Raw genomic sequence first — 24,188 nt, 5'->3', positions numbered from 1 at the left:
GAACACGCTGGGGGGAACCGGTGAGTGAGACATCGGGGACCTTCACTCCACTATTCACGCTTGGTCAGTCCGCCTGCCGGCGACTCGTATGTGCTCATTGAGGGCAGTGGGACCTGCTTGACTAAAGTAAGTGCATAGGAATGTACATACGTTGGTCAAAAGCATTGGTCAAGAGGAGCCGGTCGGCTCATCGGACGACGGCGTTCCTACCCGTACGGGGGCCGGCGCGAAGTTCGCGGCGAAGTACGGGCTCAGCAACGGGCCCAGCGTGGCCGCCATCAGCAGGTCGCTCGGCTCGATGGCGCGTCGGTCACCGTCGAACGGCACCCCCAGCGTGCTGACCGCGCCCGTGGCCGGGGACCTGACGACGATCTTCAGCATGTCGTCGATGCCGTTGCGGCGCAGGAACGTGTCGGCGAAGTCCCGCTCCGGCTCGGTCGCCCGCAGGCGGAGCTGTCCCAGGGTCGCCACACCGCGGCGGGTCAGGCAGGCGATCCCGTTGTGGGAGGCGAACGGATTGTTCAGGCGCCAGCGCTCGACGTATTCCTCCACGAAGTCCGGCCGGAACATGGTGCGGTACTGCTCCTCGCCATCGCTGTCCAGCGCCAGGTACGCGGGGTTCTCGGCCACGAACGCGTCGATCCACCCGAGATGGACGGCCACAGCCTCGGCCAGCACCGGATAGAGCTCCCCTTGCCGAGCCCCGGCGACTTGCTCCAGCACCTTGATGAGCCTTCGGTATTCCAGCTGTTCCACGGATCCGCCATCGCACTTGTGGGTCGCTTCGGGGGAGCAGCCGGATGGTGGGCTGCGGCGTTCTCGCCTGCTCAAGGATTCCGTAACAGGCGGCCGTTCATCCATGACTTGACCAAGGAATCTGCTTCAAAGGCCCATGTCCCACGACACTCTCCGGTCGCGGATGATGGCGGATCCGGCAAAAGCCTCAATCAGCGGCCGTGACACAACCATGACACGGCGCTGACGAGGCGGGGATACGGTCGGCCGACAGTGGATGGGGTCTGACCGGCGCCCGTTCCCCCAGTGGTGGGTCCGGCTGTCTCCGTGCCACTGAGGAAGGCTGATTGATCGTGACTGAACGCGTGCGCGTGGCTGTGCTGGCGGGTGGGCCGTCCGCCGAGCATGAGGTGTCGCTGCAGTCGGCGCAGGCTGTGCTCGATGCTCTGCCGAGGGACCTGTACGAGCCCGTCGCCGTGATCATCGACCGGCAGGGCAGGTGGCCGGTGGAGTTACGACGCGATCAAGTGGACGTGGTCTTCCCCGTGCTGCACGGGCCGTTCGGCGAGGACGGCGTCGTCCAGGGTCACCTGGAGACGCTGGGCATCCCGTACGTGGGCTGCGGCGTGCTGGCCTCTGCCGTGGCGATGGACAAGGTCGCGATGCGGCGCACGTTCCTGGCGGAGGACATTCCGGTCACCCCGCATGTGTGGTTCACCGAGCACGAATGGCGCACCACCACCGACCCCTGGGGTCTGGTGAAGTCGCTCGACTGGCCGATGTACGTCAAACCGGCCGGCATGGGCTCCTCCATCGGCATCTCACGGGTCACCTCCATGGAGGAGCTGCGCGCGGGCGTGGAGCTGGCGCTGACCTACGACCGGGTGGTGGTCGTCGAGCAGGGTGTGACCGCACGCGAGGTCATCTGCGGCGTGCTCGGCGGCTATGACACGCCGGATGCTTCGGTGCCCGGCGAGCTCATCGTGCCCGGTGACTGGCTCGACTACGAGGCCAAGTATCTCAGCCGGGCCGAGATCGCCACCATTCCCGCCGCGCTGCCTGAGCGGGTGGCCGAGGAGGTGCGTGAGCTGTCCCTGCGCGCCTTCCGGGCGATCGGTGGCTACGGCCTGTCCCGTGTCGACTTCCTCTATGAGCAGGACACGGGACGCCTGTACGTGCTGGAGATCAACACCATGCCCGGCTTCACCTCCCGTTCCGTCTACGCCAGGGCCTGGGGCGCGAGCGGCGTCCCGTACCCGGACCTGCTGCGCCGCCTCATCGACCTGGCGTTCGCCAGGAGCGGCTCATGATCCCCATGACGCTGAACGAGATCGCGCAGGTCGTCGGCGCGAGCCTGCACGACGTGCGCGACCCGCAGGCGCCGGTGACGGCCCCCTCGGCGGTGGACTCCCGCGAGGTGGCGCCCGGCGGCCTGTTCGTCGCGACGGGCGGCGCCAACGTCGACGGTCACGACTACGCGGCCGGTGCCATCGCGGGCGGCGCCGTCGCCGTGCTGGCCTCAAGGCCCGTCGGCGTGCCCGCGCTCGTGGTCGAGGACGTCCAGCTCGCGATCGGCCTGCTGGCCAGGCACCTGCTCGAACACATCAACCCGACCGTGATCGGCCTGACCGGCTCCGTCGGCAAGACCACGACCAAGGACCTGCTGGCCCAGGTGCTCGAACGGCACGCGGCGACGGTCGCCACCGACAGGTCGTTCAACAACGAGCTCGGGTTGCCGCTCACCGTGCTGCGTGCCGACGCCACCACCCGGTACCTGGTGCTGGAGATGGGCGCGGGCCGCAAGGGCGACCTGACGTACCTCACCGGCCTCGCACCGCCGCAGGTCGGGCTGGTGCTCAATGTCGGCACCGCACACGCGGAGCGCATGGGAGGCAGGCTCGCCGACGTGGCCGAGGCCAAGGGCGAGCTGGTCGAGGCACTTCCGGCGGACGGGTTCGCCCTGCTCAACGCCGACGACCCGTACGTCCTGGGCATGGCCGGCCGCACCAGGGCCCGGATCCTGTTGTACGGCAGATCGGCGAAGGCGCAGGTGCGAGCCGAGGACGTGCGGATGGACGATCGGGCGCGTACGGCGTTCGAGCTGGTGACGCCCTCCGGCCGCGCCCAGGTGGAGCTCGACCTCCTAGGCGAGCACCAGGTGAGCAACGCCCTGGCCGCCGCCGCCGTCGCCACCGCACTCGGCCTGGGCGTCGCCGAGATCGCCGATGGGCTGAACGCCGCGCGGCGGCGCTCCGCGGGCCGGCTGGAGATCGTCGAACGACCTGACGGCATCACCGTCGTCAACGACGCCTACAACGCCAACCCCGAATCCATGCGGGCCGGGCTGCGGGCTGCCAAGGCCCTGGCCGGCACCCGTCGTACCGTCGCCGTGCTCGGCGCGATGGGGCAGCAGGCGGACGCCTCCCGCGCCCGGCACGCGGAGATGGGCCGGCTCGTCGCCGATCTCCGCTTCGACGTGCTGATCGCCGTCGGAGCAGGGGATCCGCTCGCGATGGCGTGGGCGGCGGCGTCATCGAACCAGGGCGTGGCCGTCCATACCGTCGAGGACGTGGCCGGTGCCATCAAGCTGGCCACCGCGCTTCTCGAACCGGGCGACGTGGTGTTCGTCAAGGCCTCCAGCGAGATCGGGCTCGGTGCCTGCGCCCGTGCGCTGGCCGGCGCCTGACCTACCTGCCGACACAAGCTAGTGAAACGGAGTTCCATGCGCGCCATCGGTCTCATCGGCGGGTTGAGCTGGGAATCGACGGTGATCTACTACCAGATCATCAACCAGCGGGTACGCGAGCGGCTCGGCGGCAGCCATTCCGCCGACAGCCTCATCTGGTCGGTCGACTACACGACCGTCGAGGAGCTCATCTTCGCCGACCGCTGGGACGAGGTGAGTACGTTGCTGACCGGTGCGGGCAGGAAATTGGAGGATCTCGGCGCCGAGGTCCTGCTCATCTGCAGCAACACCTTCAGCCGGGTGAGCGACGACGTGGCGCGGGCCGCGAGCGTGCCCGTGCTGCACATCGCCGACGCCGTGGGCGCCGAGGTCCGCGCCAGGGGGATGCGCAAGGTCGGTCTGCTGGGCACGCGCTTCACCATGGAGCAGCCCTTCTACCGGGACCGGCTGGCCGCCCACGGATTCGACGTGGTCGTCCCGCGGCGTGAGCAGCGGGAACTGGTCCATCGCGTGATCTTCGACGAACTGGTGCGCGGGGTGATCCGGGAATCGTCCAGGGACGCCTACGCCCGGATCATCGATGATCTCGCAGCCGACGGCGCGGAAGGCGTCATCCTCGGCTGTACGGAGATCGAGCTGCTGATCAGTGAGAAGGACACCGCCATCCCGGTGCTGCCGAGCGCTCGGCTGCACGCGGAGGCGGCGGCCGGCTTCGCGCTGGCCGACTGACACACCCGGCGCGAGGCCACCGGTCGTTCCGACGAAAGTGATCATGAAGGGGAGAAGGCGTTGGTAAATGACGGAGAATGGGATCGGCGTTCGGTGTTGCGAGGCGCCGCGGTGCTGGCCGGTGCCGCCGCGACGGCGCCGCTGTTGGGCGGGGCGGCCAGGGCGCTGGCCGGCAGCGGTGACGCGGACGCGCTGTTCAAGGCGGGCAAGTTCGAGCAGGCCGGCCGCGCGTACGAGGAGATCCTGAAAAAGGACCCCACGAACCTGCACGCGGCCCGCCGGCGCGGCTATGTCGGGCTCCTGGCCAACCAGTTCTCCGACGCCGAAAAGTACCTCAAGATGGCCATCGAGCTGGCGCCCGACGACAAGGACGCCAACTACTTCCTGGCCGACTGCTACATCCGGCAGGACAAATTCTCCCTGTCCGCACCACGCTGGAAAGCGGCCGGCGAGGAAGCCTACGCCAAATGGTTCGCGGCGGTCCGCGGCGAGCCGTATCAGATCCACGGCGACCTCGCGCGGGTGCCATTCCAGCAGATGGACCCGATTCCACTGGTGGAGGCCTCGGTCAACGGCGGACCGCCGAAGCGCTTCACGTTCTACACCGGCGCCCCGAGTATGAGCATGCGCGCGTCGGTGGCCAAGGAGGCCGGGCTGAGCCCCGTCGCCAGTCAGAGCATCGAGTACGAGAACGGCGTCATATGGGCGTACTACGGGATACTGGACTCCTTCAAGCTGGGCGGCATCGAACTGCGCAACGTCCCCGTGGGCTGGTCGTCGACGGAGTCGGGCGAGGATGTCGACACCGACAGCGACGGCCTGATCGGCACGTGGGTCTTCTACCACTTGCTGACCACCTTTGACTACGCGGGCCGGTCGCTGATCCTGCGCCGCAGAACCCCCGAAACGGCCAGTAAGGTACGCGCCGCCGCTACCCGAGCGGGCGCGGAGCCCCTGCCGCTGTGGCTGGCCCGTGAGCAATATCTGCACAGCAGGGGCAGCATCGCCGGCGTCGCCGGCTCCGGCACAGGGGTGGTGGGCGTGAACTTCGGCGGAAGGGGCGAGATGGCCGCGGTCGTGTTCGGGGACACGGCCGAGCAGTTGGGGATCCGCAGCGACTACGGCCGCCCGATCGGGACTTTCGCCCACAGCCACCCAGCCGTCACCTACCCCTGCTACCCGAAGGAGATCCGCCTCGGCGGCGCCGCCGCCAAGGAGATCTACTGCGAGACGCACCCACAGGCCGAGCGCGCCTCCCTCGGGTTCGACGTGCGAGCCGCCTTCTTCCACTGCTTCTTCAAGCCCTACAACATCACCCTCGACTTCACCGACATGAACCTCTACATCGCCGACGGCAAGGCCACCTGATCACCCCGACCGCACCATGGTGATCCTGACGGTTGGCCGCGTTGGTGCTCGTTCTTGAGGAACCTGGGGTTTCGACCGCAGCGGGTTAAGATCGATTGGTGACGGTTCACGACCGAAGGGCCTTCATCATCGGAGGCACGGGGCAGATCGGCCGGGCCACAGCCGCCCGACTCACCGAGGCCGGGTACGCGGTGACCCTGGGGCACCGCCGGCCCCGTCCGGACGCCTCGGAGCCGGACGGGGTGGTGTCGGTCCAGGTCGACCGGAACGACACCGAGGCGCTGCTCAATGCCCTCGAGGGCCACGATCTGGTCGTGGACACGGTCGCGTTCGCCCCGCACCATGCTGCGCAACTCGCCCAGTTGGCCGGCCGCGTCGGCTCGCTGGTGGTCATCTCGACGGGAGCGGTCTACAAGGCTCCCGGCCTGCCGGTGCCGATCCCGGAGACGTGGCCGACGGTCGAGCGCGACGCCCACATCTATGCGGCGGGGAAGGCGGCGCTGGAGCGACACCTGCTGGCGACGCCCGGCCTGCCGGTCAGCATTCTGCGGACGGGCGTGCTGCACGGCCCGTACGGCACGTCGCTGGATCACTGGTCGTTCATCAAGCGGGCGCTGGACAAGCGGCCGCACGTCGTGCTCGCCCAGGACGGGCAGAGCCGGTTCCCCACCTCGGCGGTCGCGAACGTCGCCGAGCTGATCTGTCTGTGCGCGCAGCACCCGGCGGCCCGGGTCCTCAACATCGCCGATGACCCGCTGACCGTCGCCGAGATCGGCGCCAGGATCTTCGCTGTCATGGGCCACGAGACAGAGATCGTCACCTTCCCGGGCCCGTCGCGTCCGGACGGGCTGGGTTTCAACCCGTGGAATGTGCCGGAGCCGATCGTGTTCAGTATGGACAGGGCCCGTGCTGAGCTCGGGTACCGCCATGCCGTCTCCTACGACGACGCGCTGCGCCAGGACATCGAATGGGCCGTCGCCGCCGTGGCCGTGGCCGAGGCGGGCGGCGGCAGCTGGCAGGACGTCTTCCCTGATCTGATCGCTCGCCACGGCCCCGACGTCTGGTTCCCCTATGCGGCCGAGGACGCCTATGTCGCCGGCGCGTAGGCGGCACTACCAGGCGACAGGCATCGCGTGCAGCCCGAAGAACGGGGCATCGTCGGCGAAGGGCAAGTCTTCGACCCCGATCGCCAGGTGCAGCGTCGGCATCCGGGTCAGCAGCGTGCCGAAGGCGATCTGCAGCTCGGCGCGGGCGAGGTTGCGGCCGATGCACTGGTGTATCCCGTAGCCGAAGGCGACGTGGTGGTGGGCGGACCGGCGGATGTCGAACTCGTCGGGGTTCTCGAACGCCAGCGCATCACGGTTGGCGGATGCGGCCAGCACCGTCAAACGATCACCGGCGCGGATCCGCGCAGAGCCGATATCGAGGTCGTCGGCCGCGATCCGGTCGAAGCTGACCCAGTCCTGCACCGAGTGGAAGCGCAGCAGCTCCTCGACCGCGCCCGGCAGCAGGCCGGGGTCGGCGCGCAACGCGGCGAGCTGCGCCGGGTGCCGCAGCAGCGTGAGTACGCCCAGCGAGATCGTATTCGCCGGTGAGTCGTAACCCGCGAGCAGCATGAGAAAGCCCATGTTGATCAGCTCGTCCGTGGTCAGCTCGCCGGTGGGCAGGTGTCTGGCGGCCAGCCGCCGGATCATTCCGTTGTCCGGTTCGCGCTCCGCGCTGCTGATGAGTTCCCGCAGATAGCCGCGAACGTCTCTGGACGCCTCGGCCGCCACACTCGGGTTCATACTCGTGACGGACAACATCCGCAGCCGCGACTCGAAGAACTCGTGGTCGCCGGCCGGGATGCCGAACAACTCGCAGAGGACCCGCGACGGGACCCGGCGCGCGTACATGCCGACGAGGTCGGCGGGCGCCCCGGCCGCCAGCAACTCGTCGATGGCCGTATCGGCGATTCGCTGGAGCGCCGGCCGCATGGCGTCCATCGGACGGGCGCCGAGCTCGGAGATCAGCAACCGCCGGAACCGGCTGTGCTCAGGCGGATCCATATCGACGAAGAAGCCGTCGTCGGGGCGATCGTCGTCGGGTCCACGCGGCCGTTCGGGGCGTCCGGTGTTCGAGCTGATCCTCGGGTCACTGAGGATCTGCCGCGCCTCGGCGTGGCGGGTGACCGCCCAGACCGGTGCGCCGTTGGGCAGGGTGGCTCGGACGACCGGCGCGGTGGCACGCATCCGCTGATACTCGTCCGGCGGTGCGAGCGGGCAGGACCGCACCATCGGGAAGGTCGGCGTCGGGGTTGTGTCGTGCTCGGATGTACTCATTGCGCTTTCCCGTTCGAGCCGGACACCACCCGGCGAGGTAATCGGAAATGGCGGCGATGGTCGGCTGCGCCCATTGCAGCGTCGCCGATAGCGAGCAACCGGCAGCAGGGGCCGGGGAGCGATCGTGCGTCCCGAGTGTTGGCAGATGTGTCTGTTCAGGTAGCGCCGATGCTAAATCTGCGGTCCGGAAATTACTAGTGGTGCATTTTTCCGTTTTTGCGGTAGCGCAGCCTGCTGAACCGGCCCTCGGCCCGGCGCCCGAGCACTTGCGGGGGCGTGTGCAGCGTGTTCGAGCGGGAAGGTGCAGACCCGTCCCTTGAGCGAGCACGTGGTCCGCCATCAAAGCTCGCGATGGAACCGAAACCGGACTTCCGATCGTCCCCTCGATAGAGGGCATCAACCAACCGCCTACCCATCGCATCCGCCCCCTGACAGTCCGTAGGCCAACTCCGCTGGAAACCCGTTCGAACAAGGAGTACGAATCGGTGAATCCACACGCACTTGCCCACCGAGCGCACCGACACGGCTGGGACGTGCAGACCGTCCCGCGATCCTCCGGCCCCACGGTCATCCTGCAGCGTGACGGCTGGCGTCTGGAAATCGCGTTCGACGGCCACGCACCCAAGGAGGCCACCGCCAACGAACCCGGTCACAACGTCGGGAGACAGCTCAACCTCCGCTCGATCAACGACTTCGTGCACCGGCCACGAACGGATCGGTTAACTCACCCAGGCCGCGATCGGCGGCCGGAGGTCTGATCTGACGGTCGCAGGTGCGAATCCTGCAGCAAAGTTCGACGTCGCCGCCTCCGCTGCGCCGTCGGACCGGACGGCGCGGGCACGTTCCACGGCCTCATCGCGCTCGGCATCGGCTCACCCCGGCCCTTCGACCCATGGGAACCCGGGGACCTCAACCTGGCCACCGGCGGCGCCACGCATCATTCGGCCATTGACAAGAGGCGATTGAGCGAAGCGGGGCGACTCTCACCAGGCTCAGCGATGATCATGCCTGTGTGGATGTAGACACCGGTTTCGGAAATGGGTGGCGGTTGCGGAGCGGGGCGGTTTCCCCTCGGTCGGGCTTCGCGCACAGGCCTGGAACCTAGCTGGTGAGACGGTCTTGGTCAAGCGGTTTCTTTTCGTGAGACATCCGCGATATACCTACACCAGATCTAGAGAACGGTTTCTACCCGGCAAGGAAACCCCCCAATGACCGACCCCCACGGCAACGGGCTCACCCGGCGCACCTTCATCCAGGCCGCGGACACCACCGCCGCCGCATACTCCCTGATCAGCACGGTGACTGGCACCGCGAACGCGGACGACAGGCCCGAGGCAGCCGACCGGCTCGTGGTGTACCCCGTCCCGGCCGGAGCCCCGGCCAACGCGAGTTTCTCCGTCAAGGCGCGTACTCCGAACGGCCGATGGCAACCGGTACCTGTCCTCCGAGGCCTGACGAAGATCATCAACGAGAAGACGGGCTCCGGCATCGTCCGGAACACCTCGGTCGCCACCCTCGACATCAACGGCACGGCGACGAAGACGCTCACCCTCACCATGTCGCACCCCGTCTGAGCAAGAAGGAGTCGTCTGTGCTTCCCCTCAGCCGACGGTCGTTTTTCGGTGCGGCGGGGCTGGCGGCCGTGGCGGGAAGCGGGCTGCTGCCCGCATCCGCCACGCCCGCGTGGGCCCTGGACACGGATGAAGCGTCGACCGCGGAAAAGGCGTTCGCGCATCCCGGGCTGCTCCACTCCCGCGCGGATCTGGACCGGATGAGCTCCGCGGTCGCGGCCGGACGCGACCCGATCGCCTCGGGCTTCGCCGCCATGGCCGCTCACGCCCGCTCCCAGCACACCTACGCCGTCCAGAACACCGGACAGATCACGACCTGGGGCCGCGGTCCCACCAACTTCGCGAACCAGGCCGCCGCCGACGCGGCCGCCGCGTACCAGAACGCCCTGATGTGGGCGATCACCGGCGATGTCCGCCACGCCGACAAGGCCCGCGACATCCTCGATGCCTGGGCCGCCTCCCTCACCGGCATCACCGGCGCGGACGGGCAGCTCGGCGCAGGACTCCAGGGTTTCAAGCTCGTCAACGCCGCCGAGATCCTCCGGCACAGCGGCTACGACGGCTGGCCTGAGGCGTCGGTGCGGCGCTGCGCCGGTTCCTTTGCCGAGGTCTGGTACCCGGCGGTGTCCGGCTACTGCCTGTACGCCAACGGCAACTGGGACCTCGCCGCACTCCGCACGGTCCTTGCCATCGCGGTGTTCTGCGACGACCGGGTGATGTTCGAGGATGCCATGCGGTTCGCGACGGCCGGGGCCGGCAACGGCTCCGTGCTCCACCGCATCGTCACCGCCGCCGGGCAGGGCCAGGAGTCCGGTCGCGACCAGCCCCACGAGCAGCTCGCGGTCGGCCTGCTCGCGGACGCGGCCCAGGTCGCCTGGCAGCAGGGCGTGGACCTCTTCGGCTTCGCCGGCGACCGGATCCTCGCCAATTTCGAGTACTTCGCCCGCTACAACCTCGGCGACGACTCCGTGCCGTTCACAGCCGACCTCGACCGCACCGGCAAATACATCAAGACGGCCGTCTCCGACCGGCAGCGCGGAGTGTTCCGGCCCCTGTGGGAGATGGCGTACGCCCACTATGTGGGACGCCTCGGCAAGTCGGCCCCCTGCACCGAGAAGGTGATCTTCCGGGGTGCGGGTGGGACACGCGTGGTCGAGGGCTACGACGACGACCACCCGTCATGGGGCACCCTCACCTTCGCCGGTACGGAACGCGGCTCCGGCATGCCGGCGGCGCCCACCGCTCCCGCAGGTGTGACGGCGGCGGCCGGAGAGGCGGGGATCGACCTGGTCTGGCCGGCGGTCGTCGGGGCGCGGACCTACGCGGTGTGGCGGAAGGAGCCGGGCTCCGACGCGTACACGCTGCTCGTGGACGGGCTCACCGCGACCTCGTACACCGACCGCACCACGGCCGCCGGCCGTGCGTACGCGTACACGGTCGCGGCGGCGGGCGGACAAGGCGCCGGGCCTCGGTCGCTGCCCGTCGTGGCCGCCCGCGGACTGCCCGCTCCGTGGCATACCGATGACATCGGCGAGGCACGGCCGAAGGGCTCGACGGGGTACGACGGCGAGCGCATCACCATGGAGGCGGGCGGCACCGGAATCGCCGCGGACGCCGACTCCTTCCGCTTCGCCTGGTTGCCGCTGTCGGGGGACGGCGCCGTCACGGCCCGGGTCGTATACCCGCTCAGCTCGCAGTACTCCCAGGTGGGCGTCATGGTGCGCGGCTCGCTGGAAGCGGGGGCCCCGCACGCGGCGATGCTGCTGCAGGGCCTGCCGCTGCACGCCTGGAGCGGGGTGTGGACGGTACGGGCCAAGCCCGGCGGCACCACGCGCGGCACCGGCTCCCTGCCCGTGCCGCCGTCGCAGCGCCCGTCGATCACCACGAACGCCGCCTTCCCGATCTCCGAGCTGGGGCCGCTGCCCGAGTCGGCGACGCCGTTGGAATGCCCGTATGTGGAGGCCGCCGGTGACGGCTACCGGCTACGGATGCCCTACTGGGTGCGGATCACCCGCAAGGGAACGCTCCTCACGGGAGAGATCTCACCGGACGGACACGAGTGGACGAAGGTGGGGGCGGACGAACTGCCACTGGGCGAGCACGCTCTGGTGGGGCTCGCCTTCACCTCGTGCCTGGGGGTCGCGGAGGACTATGCGGAGACCGGTACGGCGTGCTTCGACAACGTGACGATCCAGGCTCGGGGCACCAGCTGGTCGGTCCCGGAGCCGCAGAGCGGCGTGAGCGAGGTACGGGCGACAGGCGACGACTCCGCGATCGAGCTCGAGTGGCGCGACGACGACCTGTCCGGGCGGTACACGGTGTGGCGCAGGGACACCGAGCGCGGCCCGTACCGGGTGCTGGCCACCGGCGTCGCGCCGGTCGGCTTCGGGACCCGGGCCCGGTTCAGGGACGCCACCGGCGTGCCCGGGAACACGTACCACTACGTCGTCGCGCGCGCGAACGCGGCCGGAACGGGGCCGCGTTCGCGCCCGGTGAGCACCCGGATGCCCGAGCCGTCCGGGGCTCCCGCGCTGTCCGTCCCGAAGACCGCGTACGGCAACGCCGTACGGCCGTTCCGCCTTGTCGTGCGCGCGACGGGCGACCCCGTACGGTTCACGGCGACGGGGCTGCCCGACGGGCTGAGCCTCGATCCCCGAACCGGTGTCCTCTCCGGCATTCCGGCCACGGGGGGCGAGTACTCCGTCCGGCTGACGGCGGAGAACGCGAAGGGCTCGGGCACGGCGGTACTCGCGTTGACCGTCGCCGCCGCCCCACCCGGCCCCTGGGCGTACCGCGACCTCGGCGACGTGGTCCACGACGAGCGCCTCCTCGGCGCGTACGGTGTGGTGAGCGTCCGCATGCCGGGGATCACCCATCACGACGACGGGGTCTTCATCGTGCGCGGCGCGGGCGCCGATCTCAACGTCAACGGGCAGGGCGCGAGCGCCCAGTTCGCGTACGTGCCGCTCGCCGGGGACGCGGAGTTCACCGCCCGGCTGACCCGGCCGACCGGCGCACCCGGGCGCGTCGGGGTGGTGATGGCGAAGTCCCTCAATCCCTTCGACCTGATGGCCGGCACGGTGGTGACCGCAGGGGGGAGCGGCGTGTGCCAGTTGATCAGGCGGGCCAAGGTGGCCGGCAGCGCGGCGGCGGTGAACGGCCCGTCGTTCTCCGGTGCCCCGCTGTGGCTGCGGCTGCGGCGCGCCGGCCTGGTCTTCACCGCCTCCGTGTCGGGCGACGGCGAGACCTGGACGACGGTGGGGGAGGACACTCTGGCGGGCTTCGGCGACGCCCCGTACTACGCGGGCCTGGCCGTGACCTCCGGGAGCCAGGACGTCCTGGCCACCGCCGTGTTCGACCAGGTCACGTGGCGTACATGAGCTGAGGGGCGGTCAGCCGACCTGCCGGCAACCTTTCTAACCAAACGGGCATGGCACCCGTACAGGCTGAACTCGGGCGGATGAGGACCGCGTACAAGGAGGCAATCACAACACGGAGCCAGCCATGACCATCAAACGCCCGTTATGCCTCCTGCTCGTCCTGCCCGTCACCGCCGCCTGCGGCCTGGTCGGGCAGGGAGCGACCGGTGGACCCTCCACCCCGTTCCCGTCCGGGCAGAAGCGGGGAGCCGTCACGTCCGCGTCTCCGCAGGAGGCGGAGACCGTGACCGCGGCGGAGGCCAAGCAGATCCTTGCCCGCTGGGACCGCGCGGAGAAGGAAGCGATGCGTCAGGGCGGAACAGACGCCGGCCGGATGGCGCATGGTGGCCGACTCCGCGACTTTGGACAAGCTCCCCACGCCGGCACGTGACGAGGACGGCTTCGCCACCGTCCTCGCCCCGGACGAGCGTGCGGGGCTCGTGGTCTCGCCTCGGGAACTCGCCACGACGTACGCGCGTCTGCTGGTCACCGCCGGAGACGACCCGCGTGCCAACCGGCTCATCTTGCGAAATGTCTTCACCTGGGACGCCGATGTGCGCAAGCGGGATCGGGAGCACCTGCCTCGCGGCTGGAACCTGCAGCGCAACACCCAGCCCGCCCAGGAGTCGTACGCGCTGCGCACCGCCTCTGGAAGTGCGCTGGTCTGGTACGGCATCACAGAGGCCGACACCTATACCGCCCGCCCCGGCGCGCCCGGGATGACGTTCTAGAGCGGCTCCATAGGCAGACGCCTGAGCAACGGTAAGACCTTCCACGACAAGGCCGTGTACAAGAGGGCCTCGATGTACTTCGCCGTCGTGCCGAAGTCCACGGGCAAGGTCAAGATTCTTTGGACCCGGAACGGTTACCTGAGTGCCACCGGTTCCTGAACGACGATCCGTCAAGCCCCCGTCGTGGACGGCACGGTTCAGCGCGGCGGGCCGAGGCTGGACCAGCTCCGCTCGTCGGACCAGCAGGAGGCCGGATCGATGTAGGCGCGCAGCGACTCACCGAGTTCTCTGTCACCGCGGCCGCGGAGTTCGTCGGAGGCGAGCCTCCGAGCGACCCCGGCCAGCACATCGGCCACCTGGACCCGCGGATCCGTGCGCGAGTCCACCTGCCTGAAACGGAGGCGGCGGCCCGGTGGCAGGAGCTGCCGCTCAAGCCGCCGGATGCGCCGCTCGGTCAGAGCGGACTGCTCGTCGTGCACGATCGACACATCGGTCCCGCCGCCCCGGCTCCAGTGGAGAACGGTCCTGGCGAGGGCGGGGATCAACGGTTCCAGAGCCGGTTGCAGGACGCGGTGCTCGATGAGCCGGGCCCGCGCCGCGTAGGCAGCCGATCTCTCCCGTCGAAGCTCGTCGAGAATCGCGCCCGCGCGGCCGCTTCCGTCGATGTCGGCGAGCGTCTCGACCAGATGGACGAACGCGTCCACGGGCTCGCGCACGTTCCGGGGTCTCCACGTCCGCAGGACGGCATTGGACGCCGCCAGAAAGGCCTGCCACCGATCACGGCCGAACGCTTCGGGGCCTTCACGGCTGAGCGTGGTCGCCAGTCCGGTGAGCCGCCGATCGGGGACCACACCGGCGCTCGCCGTGTCCGCGGACTGCCCGAGGACGAGGTCGAGGAGTCTGCCGACGACGAAGTGGGCCTTCTCGGTGAGATGGACGAAGGCATTGCCATGGATGGGCCCGGCCGGATCGAGCAGCCTCTTCACCGTGGACCGTCGATCCGCGCGGAGCACGTGTGACGCCTTGAACTCCCGCTTCGCGTGCCCGGTGCGGCCGCTGAGCTCGCGCAGGCACTCCGTGGCCGCGTCGACGCTCAGTCGCACACTGGCGTACGCGATGACGTCCGAGCTCCCGGCCACGAGGTTGGCGCCCTCCCAGCCCGACTCGTCGCAGGCGATCTCACGAGCCGGGGCGATGGAGGGAGGTGCCGTCCGCACGATGGCATCATCGGCTCTCGTCGCCCGCTTCCGCCACCGGGTTTCCACCCGTGCACCTGGCGCACCTGACGCCCGCTTGATCGCCGCGTGACTTGCGGGCAAGATATCGGGCGTCCCTTTGTCCTTATTTAGGATCACATGTCTTACAGAATGCTACTGTCGGCGCTCATCATCGCGGCGGCGGTCACCGTGACGGCCGCTCCCGCCGGCGCCAACGGGTTCGGCTCGGAGAACGGCTGCTGCCCCTTCGCCGACAACGCCAAGCACTGGTACACCTCCGAGACGCTGGAGACGCGTACCAAGAGCGCGGCCAAGGCCGCCATGCTGAACCTGGACTCCCAGACCGACATGACCGTGGCCTACGACAGCACCCCCGACCCGAGCACGGACGTCGAGTCGTTCGACCGCTACTACGTCGACTACTGGGACCTGGACTGGGACGGCTCCAGCACCGGCTACAACCTCTTCGCCTACTCGAAATGCGTCAAGAACATCCCGCCGGCCGACAGCACCCAGGCCTGGCGCTGCGACCAGTACGAGGTCCGCTACGACCTGAAGGACATCGACTGGATGAGCACCACCCAGCGGCAGGCGCTGGCCTGCCACGAGATCGGGCACACGATCGGCCTCGACCACTCGACCGAGTCCGGCTCCTGCCTGCGTACCGGCTCCCACACTGTCACCAAGTACGGCACGCATGACGTCGCCCACATCAACGGCCGTTACTAGGAGACAGGCGATGAGACACCTCAAGCTCCTCACGGCCGTCGCCGCCTTCGCCGTCGTCGGCGGCTGCGCCCAGGCGCCCGCCACGAAGCCGGCGACCCCCTCCTTCTGGTCCCAGCTCCACGCCGACAGCGGGACCGGCGAGTACCTCTTCGACTCCCTCGACGACGTCACCCCGGGTGCCAAGCCGTCCGGCGTGTTCCGCCCGGCCGCCGCGATCGTCGAGGGCACGGTCGTCGGCGTGGAGCCGGGCATCGCCTACGCTTCGGGCGACGACTCGGTCACGCCACGGGTCGTGCCCTACGACAGCGCGGAGGCGGCGATCCGCTGGGCCAGCGTCGTCATCAAGGTCGACAAGGTCCACGCGGGCAAGCTCGGTCGCGGCTTCGCCTCGGGCCAGATCCGGCTCAGGATGGAGCAGCCCGCCGGTACGACGCTCGACGGGCTCCGCGCGTCCCTCGGCACGGCCGGGCGCGGCATCTTCTACGTCGACAGCGCCCTCGACCGAGCCAGGCGGCGGCCCGCCTCGCAGGCGGCCCAGGCATACCAGGCGAACGTTCAGCTCCCGATCGGCCAGGGCGTCTTCATCGAGGAGAAGCCCGGCACGCCGCTGATCGCCCCGCTGGCCGACAGGGAGCGTGCCGCCCAGCTCCTCGGCGGTGGCGCGCAGACGAGAAGCGTAGGGGCAGGCGGTACGACGCTGGCCCAGCTCCGTGGCCGCGCCCAGCAGTCAGCCTGCGCGACGGGCACGGCGACAGACCAGTCCTCCTGCTGACACGCTGCCAGGAGGGGCCGAAGCGGCGCGACGTTGCTCCCGAGGGGCGCCTCGCGCCGTGCCGGCCCCTCCTTGGGGCGCCCTGCCGGGTGACCCAGGCTCCGACGTTCCGTCAATCAGCGACGAGCCGGGCTTGGTCGGCCTGCTCGCGCTGGCGCCTCAGCTCGTAGGTGCCCGGGGCGATGCCGGTGAAGGCGTGTTCGGGGTGCGCGAGATAGGCGGTGGCATCCTCCGCGACGGTCAGCACACCGAGCACCAATCCGCCGCCGAAGCGCTCCGGTGTGAAGAACGCCTTGCCGGTGGCGACCAGGAGATGGGTGTTGGCCTCGGCCTGGCCGCGGACGATCGGGACGCCGGTCTCGGGGACGGGGGTGCGGGCCGGGTCCCGGTTGACCGGGACGACGGCGACATCGCCCTGGAACTGCAGGCCGGACAGGACGGGGATCTCGGCCTGCCGGTCGAGGTGCTCGTCGACGGTGACGCCGAAGGTGGCGATGGCCTGTTCGAGGGTGGGCATCTTCTGGGCTCCTTGCCGGTGGGCGGGGGTCAGGATCGTCGTTGTGCCGCGGCGTACTGCGCCGGAGTGAGGCCGTAGGTCCAGGCGGCGGCCTGGAGGGGGTCGGTGCAGTCGGCAGGGACGGTGAGGCCGAAGCGGCGGCGGGTGCCGTCCCGTTCGACGGTGCCGTTGGTGCACAGCAGAACCCGCACGTGTGTGGCGTAGATGCCTTCGGGGACGTCGTGCAGGGTGAGGGTCTGGCCGGGGTTGCCGGGGTCGGGCACGGCGGGTCCGATCTGGGCCAGGCCGGCCTCGGCGATGAAGCGGTCCCAGCCGCGGCGTTCGATGGCGCAGCGGCGGATCTCGGCGTTGGATTCGCGGAGGATCTCGTCCGTGGTGAGGGTGTCGTCGATGACGGCTCGGGGGACGTGGGTCCCGTGCCAGAAGTACACCCCGAAACCGTCGGCCCAGCCGGCCGCGGGGCCGTCGGCGCGGTGTGGCCGGTGCGTGGCCCCGGCGCCCTCGCCGACCTGCTCGAGGTGAATCTCGGCCGGACGCGGACAGAGCATGACGAAGTCCTGGAAGGGCCACCACCACCAGCCGGCGGGCGCCTGCTCCGCGATCCGCTCCGCGATGGGTCGCTGCGGCTGCTCCTCGTCGAGCGGCAGGGCCGCGGTCTGCTGGAAGTGGCCGACGAGGTTCAGCCACGTACCGGAGCGCTGGAAGTCGAGGCGAGCCCGCCACAGCCGGCGCACCTCGCCGCGGATCGTGTCCTGCCGCGGCCCGCCGACCGCCGCGTCCACCGCCGCCCGTACGGCCTCGTCCGACGCCTCGGCGAGCGTGGCCAACGGGGTGGTGGGCAGGATCCGGCTTTCTTCGCGGGGGAGAGTGTCGTGCGCCGTTTCCCGTACCGCTTCGTGCGGCGTGTCCCGCACGACCGCGGCCAGCGCGGAGCCCATTCTCGCGGTGATCTCGGTGTGCAGGGCGGTGGCCGCCGCGCCATGCACCGGATCGCTCATCGCGCCGTCCGCCGCCGCCTGGACCGCGGCGCGCACTGCGCGGCCGACGGTCTGACCTGCGGTGTCGTCCACCGCGCGGTAGACGGAGTTGAGGACGCGGGTGTTGCGGTGACCGATGCTCAGGCAGGCGGCGATCGGTGCGGCGAACGCGCCGACGAGCGGTGAGGAGACCCATACGACCCGTTCCGGGAACGGGACGCCGATCTCCCGGTAGCAGGCACGGGCGGCGGACTCCCACGCCCGCCTCTCGGCGGCGGCGCCGTCCCGGCTGTGCTCCTCCCGTTCGTCGGCCGTCGAACGGGCTGGACCCGGTGGATTCACAGGCGGAAACCTCCAGCTGAGGCGGCCCCTGACGTAGCCCGAGGATGCCGCGATGGACACCGTGTGGCGTGGAGCGTCCACGCCGTCGATCATGACTCGGCGCAGCACGATACCGGCCCGCTAGGACAATTTGCGGCCGTTCGTCGATGGCGTGCGTCGGTTTGACAGATTGGCTTGACACATCGGCTGATCTCCGTACATTCGTACGAATGCAGGGGACCGAAGTCGAAGACGAGTTACGGGTCCATCCCGACGACCTCGCCTCGTGGCTCGCCTACAGCGACTGGCTGCTGGAGCAGGGCGACGCCAGAGGCACGCTGATCCGTCTCGAGCAGCGCCTGGCACGCACCCGCCCCGCCGATCGCCCGGCCGTGGAGCGTGAGATCGCGGACCTCGTCGCGGAGCACGAGGGCGGATGGGACGACGGGTTGCCGGCGACGGCGCGTGTGCTGGCGCGCCGGCACGGCTTCGCCTCGGAGGTGGCCGTCGCGTGGTCGGACGACATCCGCGATGTCCTGGAGCAGGTGCTGCGCGGCCGGTTCGTCACCACGCTGAGCATCACGCCGAACGCGGCGGCCGACGACGAGGACTGGGACGACGACGAGGACTGGGACGACGACGAGGGGGAAGGCAGCCCGGGAGCCGAGGTGCGCCCTGGGTGTTTCGACATGAAGGCGCTCGACGGGCTGGACGCCGGACGACTCGTCGAGCTCGACCTCTCCTATCTGGACCTCGGCCCCGACGGCGCCGAAATCCTCGCCACCTCGCTCCGCACGGATCGGTTGCGGGCGCTGCGACTGCGGTATTGCCGGATCGGCGACGCCGGTCTGGCGGCCCTCGCGGCGTCCCCGCACCTGCGCGGGCTGCGCCGCCTGCACCTGCAGCGCAACAGGGTGACCGCCGAGGGTGTGCGTTCCCTGCGTCGGTTTCCGGAACTGACCGAGCTCGACCTGCGATACAACGACATCGGTGAGGCGGGCGCGGAGGCCCTGCTCGCCGCCCCGTTCGCCGGGTCACTCGAGCGGCTGTGGCTGTACGACTCCGATGTGGGCCAGGACGGTGTGCGGAAACTGGCACAGGCCACGAACCTTCCGTCGGGGCTGCGCAGCTTGTGGAGGGCCATGTGAGCATCGAACTCCGGGATCGTTTCTTCGTCCTGTCGGCAGGGGAGGCGCCCGCCGAGGAGACCGCCCGGTATCGGGCGGAGGTGGACGCGACCGACGCCGAGCCGGCCGCGACGGTGGACGGACTGGACGTCTCATGGCATCCGTCGGCACGCTTCAAGGCAGTGCGGTTCATCGACGCCGAGCGAATCGACGAGCGGGTGCGGGATCTGTTCGCCCGGCCCAGCGCGGACGCGCCGTATCTGGCGGCGGTGTTCGTGGATCCGCACGAGTTGTCATTTCGTACGTTCGAGAACATCGTCCCGCTGGACCGCCTGTTCGAGGGCGTGCCGTTGGAGGCGGACCTGACGGAGCGAGCGGAGCACGCGGATGGGGTGTTCTCGTTCTCGCTGCGGTTGCCGGCGGAGGCCCAGGCCCGGCTGGCGCAGCTGGACGAGTTGAAGCTGTACGTGCCGCCGCTGAACGCCGTGTCCCGGGGCGGCGAACGATTCATCTTCCACTCGGCGCTGCTGGCCGAGGCGTTGACCGCGGCGGTGGCCGACGCGTTGCCGCCGACGACGGCGGAGGGGTTCTCGCATGTGAACCCGGTGTTCCGGTGTAACCGGTTCGAGCCCGGTGACGCGAACTTCCACCGGCATCGGGACACGCCGTACTATGACGCGTCGCGGCGGCACATCTCCCGGTACACGCTGCTGCTGTACCTGACCGGCGGTACGGGGTCACCCGCGCTGGACCTGGTCGGCGGCGCCGCGCTCAGCGAGATCGGCGAGTTCACGTGCGTGATCTTCGATCAGCGGTACGAGCACGAGGGCGCCCCCTACCGTGACGGCCGTAAGGTGTTCCTGCGTACCGAACTCATCTTCACCGCCGACGAGGTCCTCGAGGCGCCGGAGATCGGTGAGCTGTTCAGCAAGGCCTGCTATCTGACCGGTGAGAGTGTGTTCGCACCGGAGCTGGCCCGGCACGCCGACGCCTACTACAACCAGGTGGCGGCCGCCCACTGGAACGGCTGGGGCCAGGGTCCTGCCCGCGAGACCTTCGTGCACAAGGAGTTCCGCGGGGTGCACTTCGTGGCCAACGGCTACGACTTCTGGTTCGCCAAGACCGACGCGTTGTCGCTGCCGGAGTGCGCCGCGCTCACCCTTCTCGACTACTTCAACTGCAAGGTCGGCGACACCGCGTTCCGGGCGCTCTGCCGGACAGAGGTGATCGAGTCCGACAACGCCGACTGGATCCCCGAGTTCCTGCAGGCCAGGCAGAGCGGGTCCGCCATGACGCGGGTGGACAAGTCCGCGTTCTTCCCCGAGCCGGAGCGGCCCAAGCGCGAGATCTGCTGCCCGTTCCACTCCTCCGGACGCTACGATCCCACACGCCACGACGAGATCATCGAGCTCTACACCGACGCGCAGTCCTTCGCCAAGGCGCACATCCTGCCCGCGCCGATCCTCATGCTCGGCGAGGACGTGGCCCTCGACCCGGACCAGTTCGTCATCCAGGACAACCTCATCCACGTGCTCGGCAAGGGCACGCTCCAGCCGGTGAACTTCGCCGCCTGCTGGAACGACGAATCCATCCCCGAGGACTATGTGGTCGTCGCGGCCAAGGTCGGCGTGGCGCAGTTCCTTGTCCCGCCCATCATCTACACCGAGTCCGCAGGCTGCTACCACCTCACGTTCGACTTCTTCCGCAACTCCTGGATGGTCGACCACCAGCGGGCCACCATTCCCATCCCGAGGATCACCGAGGAGGATTGGGCCGACCCGGACGAGAGCCACGCCTGGCGGCGCTCGGTGGACGACTCCCTCATCGACGACGAGCACCCGCTGCCGCCCAGCGACCTGTGGGACGACGAGGACGACTGGGACGACGAGGACGACTGAAGCGACGAGGACGACCGCCGCAGTTGGTCACAGGTGGTATCGGCCGTGTTCGGTGCGTGCTCGTACGGCCCGGAACGCACTGTCAGGCGCCGACACTGCACATCGGTGGCAGGCCAGCCAGGTAGGCGAGCCAGAGGAACTGGTCGGAGACGCATCTCGGCGCGGACAGGGCGATGGACAGGCGGTCTGTGTGGTACGCAAGGTGCGGGCAATGACGCAATGCAGGTTCGACCCTGCGGATTGTCGATATATCCGCTGATAGGGGGCATACTTGCACCAATGAGGCATACTCGCGCCGTGGCCCGGCAACGCCCGCCAGGAAGTCCCTTCAACGTTCCCGAGGCTCCTCCACCCCCTGTTGAGCAGTTCGCCGTGCGAGACCAGGTGAGCCACGACAAATACGGTCTCGGCCGGGTCGTCGCGGTCGAGGAAGACCTCGCCGTTGTCATCGACTTCGGTGCGGAGACGCGTCGCCTCACCGCGCCGTACGCCAAACTCGTCAAGCTGTGACGATGACAGACGTCCCCAAGCCGGCCGGCCGTTGAACGGCGAGGAGCGTGATGCCGTCGTTCATGGCCGTGCTGCAAGACAGACGATCATGCAGAGGTGCCGGCCCGGCGAAGCGAGGCCGAAGAGAGGGCCGAGCATGCGGCCAACGCGCAGTGGCTCAAGGACAATCCCACCGCGATGCCGCAGGTGGGCGCGAGGCGGCTCCGGCATCACCCTCCACGATGCCCGGAGCCCACCTCCTCGATGTCGCATTGGGGAGCGACGTCGAGGATCAGACGTGACAGCGGGGAGCCATCGTCCCCTGAGCCGCCGGAACGCTCCCCGTGGACGGGGTGTCCATCACCGCAGTGAACGCATCGCCTTGATGACGCCTGAACGCATTGTGTTCGCCGTGGCCGGGAGTGCGATCGACTCGGACTTCAGTGCCGCCTCCACGGTCAGCTTTCGCCGAAGGACAGCAGGGTCAGCGGCCACAGGTTCGTCGCCCGGTCGTGGCGGCGGATCTTGAAGGGCCTGCTGCCAGGGCGGGCTCCGTACTCGTGGGTGAAGAGGTCGTCCGCTCGTCGCCGGCCTCGTCCACTGCGCCACTGCGGCGCTTACGCAGAGTCACGCCGTGATCGTTCGGGTTGGAAACGACCGGGCGCCCAAATATTATTTGGCGCATATTTGTACGCCGACTTGACCGGGTCATTCCATTGTTTCGTGGTGCGGCCTTGGCCTTGTGTGTACCTCCTTGCTGCAAGGCCGGAAATAGGCGTACGAGATGGTGGCGATTGGCTGCCTCTCGGACACGACACGAATCTCCTGTGCACACGATTCCTCTGACAGCGGTGCAAGCTGTCACGGTCCACAAGGAGGAGTGGGCGGGTGACATCAACGACGCTCGGCCGGGTGCCGAGCGGCCGGATGGCCCGCCGGCTGCGGATGGCCGCCACCGCTGCACTGCTCCTCACCGCGGCTCCCGTCCTCCAGTCCCGGTATGAGACGAGAGTGGCGCCGGCGCCTCGTCGCGAAGTCGTGGTCGCCTGCTGATGGTGTCGGTCCGGCACTCAGGAAACTGTGATAGCCTCGAAATCATCGCAGTTGTTGTACCCATAAAATGACTTTGGGCGCACCTGGCGGAGTTTGTTCCGCAGGTGCGTTTCGGTTTTCCGGTCATCTCCGGATGGGCTTCATCGCGGCGACACGGTGATTCGCACGGTGCGAATCGCGTCCCTGCACATCTCTGAAGGAGATCGCCATGGCTTCCGGAACCGTCAAGTGGTTCAACGCCGAAAAGGGCTTCGGCTTCATCGAGCAGGACGGCGGCGGCGCCGACGTCTTCGCGCACTACTCCAACATCGTGGCCAACGGCGGCTACCGCGAGCTGCGCGAGGGCCAGAAGGTGTCCTTCGACATCGTCCAGGGCCAGAAGGGCCCGCAGGCGGAGAACATCGTCGCTGCCTGATCTGACACGGTCCTGAGTCCCGGGTCCGCGCCCGTCACGGGTGCGGGCCCGGACCTCGTTCAGCCCGTGCTTTCGCATTACCGCGTGGGATGACGGGCGAGCAGGGCAGGGGCGGCGTATGGTGGGTTGCCAGCCGGCCCGGGTATCTCTCGAACCTACCCTGACCCGCGACGGAACGCTCGATGGAGCCCGATCAGGGTGATTCGCGGCAGTCAGGATGGCTTCATGCCCCTGGTGATCCCACCGCAGACCGCCGGACCGTCGCAGCCGCCGCGATGAGAACCGCCGCGCGCACGGGCAACGTCCCAGAGCTCGCCGACCACCAGGAACGGCACGAAGTAGAGCGGCACCACGGCTGCGAGGAGCCCGTACCGGACGGCCGTGTTCCGGCGCCACACCACCAGCGTGACGAGCGGTGGATACGGCGCCATGGCGAGCAGCGCCCCGAGCACGCCGGCGCCGTTGTCCAGCCCGCCGGCCGCGCGGATGTAGAACAGGATGCCGAACGTGGCCCACAGCATGCCCCGGGCAAGCCGTAACGGGAGGTCGTCTGCGATGCGCCCCACTCGGTGCCTCCCGATGAGCCGTGCAAAATGCATACTCGGCCGATGACAGGGACACTATCGGCTCTTCTTCGCCGAACGTCACGATTTCTTGCGTCAATTCAGCAAGATCGCACAGTGAGGAGGGATCGGATGGGAAAGGCCGCCGAGATCCTGCCGATCATCGCCCTGGCTTCGGTCGTCACGGTGGAGTTCGGCGGGCATGCGCTGCTCCGCTTCATCACCACCGATCGCGAGAAGCTGGATGAGTTCCGCGAGCGGTTCTTCCGCGCCGGCCACGCGCACGCCGGCGTACTGCTGGTGCTGTCGCTCGTCTACTTCCTCTACCTGCCCCGCGCCGGTTTCCCCGACGGCCTGGAGTGGCTGGCAGGCGGGATCCTGCTGGCCGGAGTGCTGGCGCAATCAGGTGGATTCTTCCTGCATTTGGCGGTTGGCCGGCAGGGCGCCCGCTCGCCCGGCACGATGCTCACGCGAGGAGGGGCACTGCTCCTGGCCATCGCGCTGATCGCCCTCGCCGTCGGCCTCGCCGGTGCCGCATAGCGCCGTCGGA

General features: G+C 69.1%; 24 protein-coding genes. 18 read left to right on the top strand and 6 right to left on the bottom strand.

The window, feature by feature from the left end:
* Positions 1-168: 168 nt before the first annotated feature.
* Entirely contained in the window at positions 169-756 is a 588-nt protein-coding gene (locus ABD830_RS22130; RefSeq protein ID WP_344990326.1) for a hypothetical protein, read from the bottom strand.
* A gap of 332 nt (positions 757-1,088) precedes the next feature.
* On the opposite strand from ABD830_RS22130, the gene ABD830_RS22125 reads away from it, so the two are divergent.
* The 5 genes from ABD830_RS22125 (at position 1,089) to ABD830_RS22105 (ending at position 6,624) form a co-directional block, all read left to right on the top strand.
* A complete protein-coding gene (locus ABD830_RS22125) occupies positions 1,089-2,045 on the top strand; it encodes a D-alanine--D-alanine ligase family protein (RefSeq protein ID WP_344990323.1) in 957 nt (318 codons plus the stop codon).
* Positions 2,042-3,421, top strand: a complete 1,380-nt coding sequence (locus ABD830_RS22120; protein WP_344990320.1) for a UDP-N-acetylmuramoyl-tripeptide--D-alanyl-D-alanine ligase — start codon at positions 2,042-2,044, stop codon at positions 3,419-3,421. The genes ABD830_RS22125 and ABD830_RS22120 overlap by 4 nt, the downstream gene beginning before the upstream one ends.
* A gap of 36 nt (positions 3,422-3,457) precedes the next feature.
* A complete protein-coding gene (locus ABD830_RS22115) occupies positions 3,458-4,150 on the top strand; it encodes an aspartate/glutamate racemase family protein (protein WP_344990317.1) in 693 nt (230 codons plus the stop codon).
* 93 nt (positions 4,151-4,243) lie between these two features.
* Positions 4,244-5,518: an aspartyl protease family protein gene (locus ABD830_RS22110; RefSeq protein WP_344990314.1), complete on the top strand. Its 1,275-nt coding sequence runs from the start codon at positions 4,244-4,246 to the stop codon at positions 5,516-5,518.
* A 98-nt stretch (positions 5,519-5,616) separates the two neighbouring features.
* Complete coding sequence (locus ABD830_RS22105) at positions 5,617-6,624, top strand: NAD-dependent epimerase/dehydratase family protein (protein WP_344990312.1); 1,008 nt, start codon at positions 5,617-5,619, stop codon at positions 6,622-6,624.
* A gap of 6 nt (positions 6,625-6,630) precedes the next feature.
* Here the strand turns inward: ABD830_RS22105 and ABD830_RS22100 are convergent, their stop codons facing one another.
* A complete protein-coding gene (locus tag ABD830_RS22100; protein ID WP_344990309.1) occupies positions 6,631-7,839 on the bottom strand; it encodes a cytochrome P450 in 1,209 nt (402 codons plus the stop codon).
* A gap of 485 nt (positions 7,840-8,324) precedes the next feature.
* On the opposite strand from ABD830_RS22100, the gene ABD830_RS22095 reads away from it, so the two are divergent.
* From ABD830_RS22095 to ABD830_RS22075, 5 genes are all read left to right on the top strand, one after another.
* Positions 8,325-8,597 carry a hypothetical protein gene (locus ABD830_RS22095; protein ID WP_344990306.1) on the top strand — a complete coding sequence of 91 codons (273 nt, stop codon included), beginning with the start codon at positions 8,325-8,327 and terminating at the stop codon, positions 8,595-8,597.
* Positions 8,598-9,047: 450 nt separating this feature from the next.
* Positions 9,048-9,413, top strand: a complete 366-nt coding sequence (locus tag ABD830_RS22090) for a hypothetical protein (RefSeq protein WP_344990304.1) — start codon at positions 9,048-9,050, stop codon at positions 9,411-9,413.
* A gap of 17 nt (positions 9,414-9,430) precedes the next feature.
* A complete protein-coding gene (locus ABD830_RS22085; RefSeq protein ID WP_344990301.1) occupies positions 9,431-12,790 on the top strand; it encodes a putative Ig domain-containing protein in 3,360 nt (1,119 codons plus the stop codon).
* A 124-nt stretch (positions 12,791-12,914) separates the two neighbouring features.
* Positions 12,915-13,220, top strand: a complete 306-nt coding sequence (locus tag ABD830_RS22080; protein ID WP_344990298.1) for a hypothetical protein — start codon at positions 12,915-12,917, stop codon at positions 13,218-13,220.
* Complete coding sequence (locus ABD830_RS22075) at positions 13,192-13,560, top strand: DUF8094 domain-containing protein (protein ID WP_344990296.1); 369 nt, start codon at positions 13,192-13,194, stop codon at positions 13,558-13,560. The genes ABD830_RS22080 and ABD830_RS22075 overlap by 29 nt, the downstream gene beginning before the upstream one ends.
* 197 nt (positions 13,561-13,757) lie before the next feature.
* Here the strand turns inward: ABD830_RS22075 and ABD830_RS22070 are convergent, their stop codons facing one another.
* Complete coding sequence (locus tag ABD830_RS22070) at positions 13,758-14,777, bottom strand: hypothetical protein (RefSeq protein ID WP_344990293.1); 1,020 nt, start codon at positions 14,775-14,777, stop codon at positions 13,758-13,760.
* Between the two features lie 138 nt (positions 14,778-14,915).
* On the opposite strand from ABD830_RS22070, the gene ABD830_RS22065 reads away from it, so the two are divergent.
* Positions 14,916-15,506 (top strand): matrixin family metalloprotease, encoded by a 591-nt coding sequence (locus tag ABD830_RS22065; RefSeq protein ID WP_344990291.1) that lies wholly within the window; start codon positions 14,916-14,918, stop codon positions 15,504-15,506.
* 10 nt (positions 15,507-15,516) lie between these two features.
* Positions 15,517-16,278 (top strand): hypothetical protein, encoded by a 762-nt coding sequence (locus tag ABD830_RS22060; RefSeq protein WP_344990289.1) that lies wholly within the window; start codon positions 15,517-15,519, stop codon positions 16,276-16,278.
* A 112-nt stretch (positions 16,279-16,390) separates the two neighbouring features.
* On the opposite strand, the gene ABD830_RS22055 is transcribed toward ABD830_RS22060, so the two are convergent.
* Together ABD830_RS22055 and ABD830_RS22050 are read right to left on the bottom strand one after the other, a co-directional pair.
* Positions 16,391-16,795, bottom strand: a complete 405-nt coding sequence (locus tag ABD830_RS22055; protein ID WP_344990286.1) for a hypothetical protein — start codon at positions 16,793-16,795, stop codon at positions 16,391-16,393.
* 29 nt (positions 16,796-16,824) lie between these two features.
* Positions 16,825-18,114 carry a DUF6745 domain-containing protein gene (locus ABD830_RS22050; protein ID WP_344990284.1) on the bottom strand — a complete coding sequence of 430 codons (1,290 nt, stop codon included), beginning with the start codon at positions 18,112-18,114 and terminating at the stop codon, positions 16,825-16,827.
* Between the two features lie 209 nt (positions 18,115-18,323).
* On the opposite strand from ABD830_RS22050, the gene ABD830_RS22045 reads away from it, so the two are divergent.
* The 5 genes from ABD830_RS22045 (at position 18,324) to ABD830_RS22025 (ending at position 23,075) form a co-directional block, all read left to right on the top strand.
* On the top strand, positions 18,324-19,241 hold the full coding sequence (locus tag ABD830_RS22045) for a TIGR02996 domain-containing protein (protein WP_344990282.1): 918 nt from the start codon (positions 18,324-18,326) through the stop codon (positions 19,239-19,241).
* Positions 19,238-21,118: a hypothetical protein gene (locus ABD830_RS22040; protein WP_344990280.1), complete on the top strand. Its 1,881-nt coding sequence runs from the start codon at positions 19,238-19,240 to the stop codon at positions 21,116-21,118. The genes ABD830_RS22045 and ABD830_RS22040 overlap by 4 nt, the downstream gene beginning before the upstream one ends.
* Positions 21,119-21,490: 372 nt before the next feature.
* On the top strand, positions 21,491-21,628 hold the full coding sequence (locus ABD830_RS22035; RefSeq protein WP_344990278.1) for a hypothetical protein: 138 nt from the start codon (positions 21,491-21,493) through the stop codon (positions 21,626-21,628).
* Between the two features lie 867 nt (positions 21,629-22,495).
* Positions 22,496-22,660, top strand: coding sequence for a hypothetical protein (locus ABD830_RS22030; protein WP_344990276.1), 165 nt, complete (start codon positions 22,496-22,498; stop codon positions 22,658-22,660).
* Positions 22,661-22,868: 208 nt separating this feature from the next.
* Complete coding sequence (locus tag ABD830_RS22025; RefSeq protein WP_344990274.1) at positions 22,869-23,075, top strand: cold-shock protein; 207 nt, start codon at positions 22,869-22,871, stop codon at positions 23,073-23,075.
* A 212-nt stretch (positions 23,076-23,287) separates the two neighbouring features.
* On the opposite strand, the gene ABD830_RS22020 is transcribed toward ABD830_RS22025, so the two are convergent.
* Positions 23,288-23,641 (bottom strand): hypothetical protein, encoded by a 354-nt coding sequence (locus tag ABD830_RS22020; RefSeq protein ID WP_344990271.1) that lies wholly within the window; start codon positions 23,639-23,641, stop codon positions 23,288-23,290.
* Positions 23,642-23,770: 129 nt separating this feature from the next.
* Here ABD830_RS22020 and ABD830_RS22015 point away from each other — a divergent pair, with 129 nt between their 5' ends.
* A complete protein-coding gene (locus ABD830_RS22015) occupies positions 23,771-24,178 on the top strand; it encodes a hypothetical protein (protein WP_344990268.1) in 408 nt (135 codons plus the stop codon).
* The last annotated feature ends 10 nt before the right edge of the window (positions 24,179-24,188 follow it).

Origin of the sequence: Nonomuraea helvata (genome assembly GCF_039535785.1) — a bacterium.
GTDB lineage: Bacteria > Actinomycetota > Actinomycetes > Streptosporangiales > Streptosporangiaceae > Nonomuraea > Nonomuraea helvata.
The sequence above is the reverse complement of the archived record's forward strand: the minus strand, read 5'-3'. Positions and strand labels throughout refer to the sequence as shown.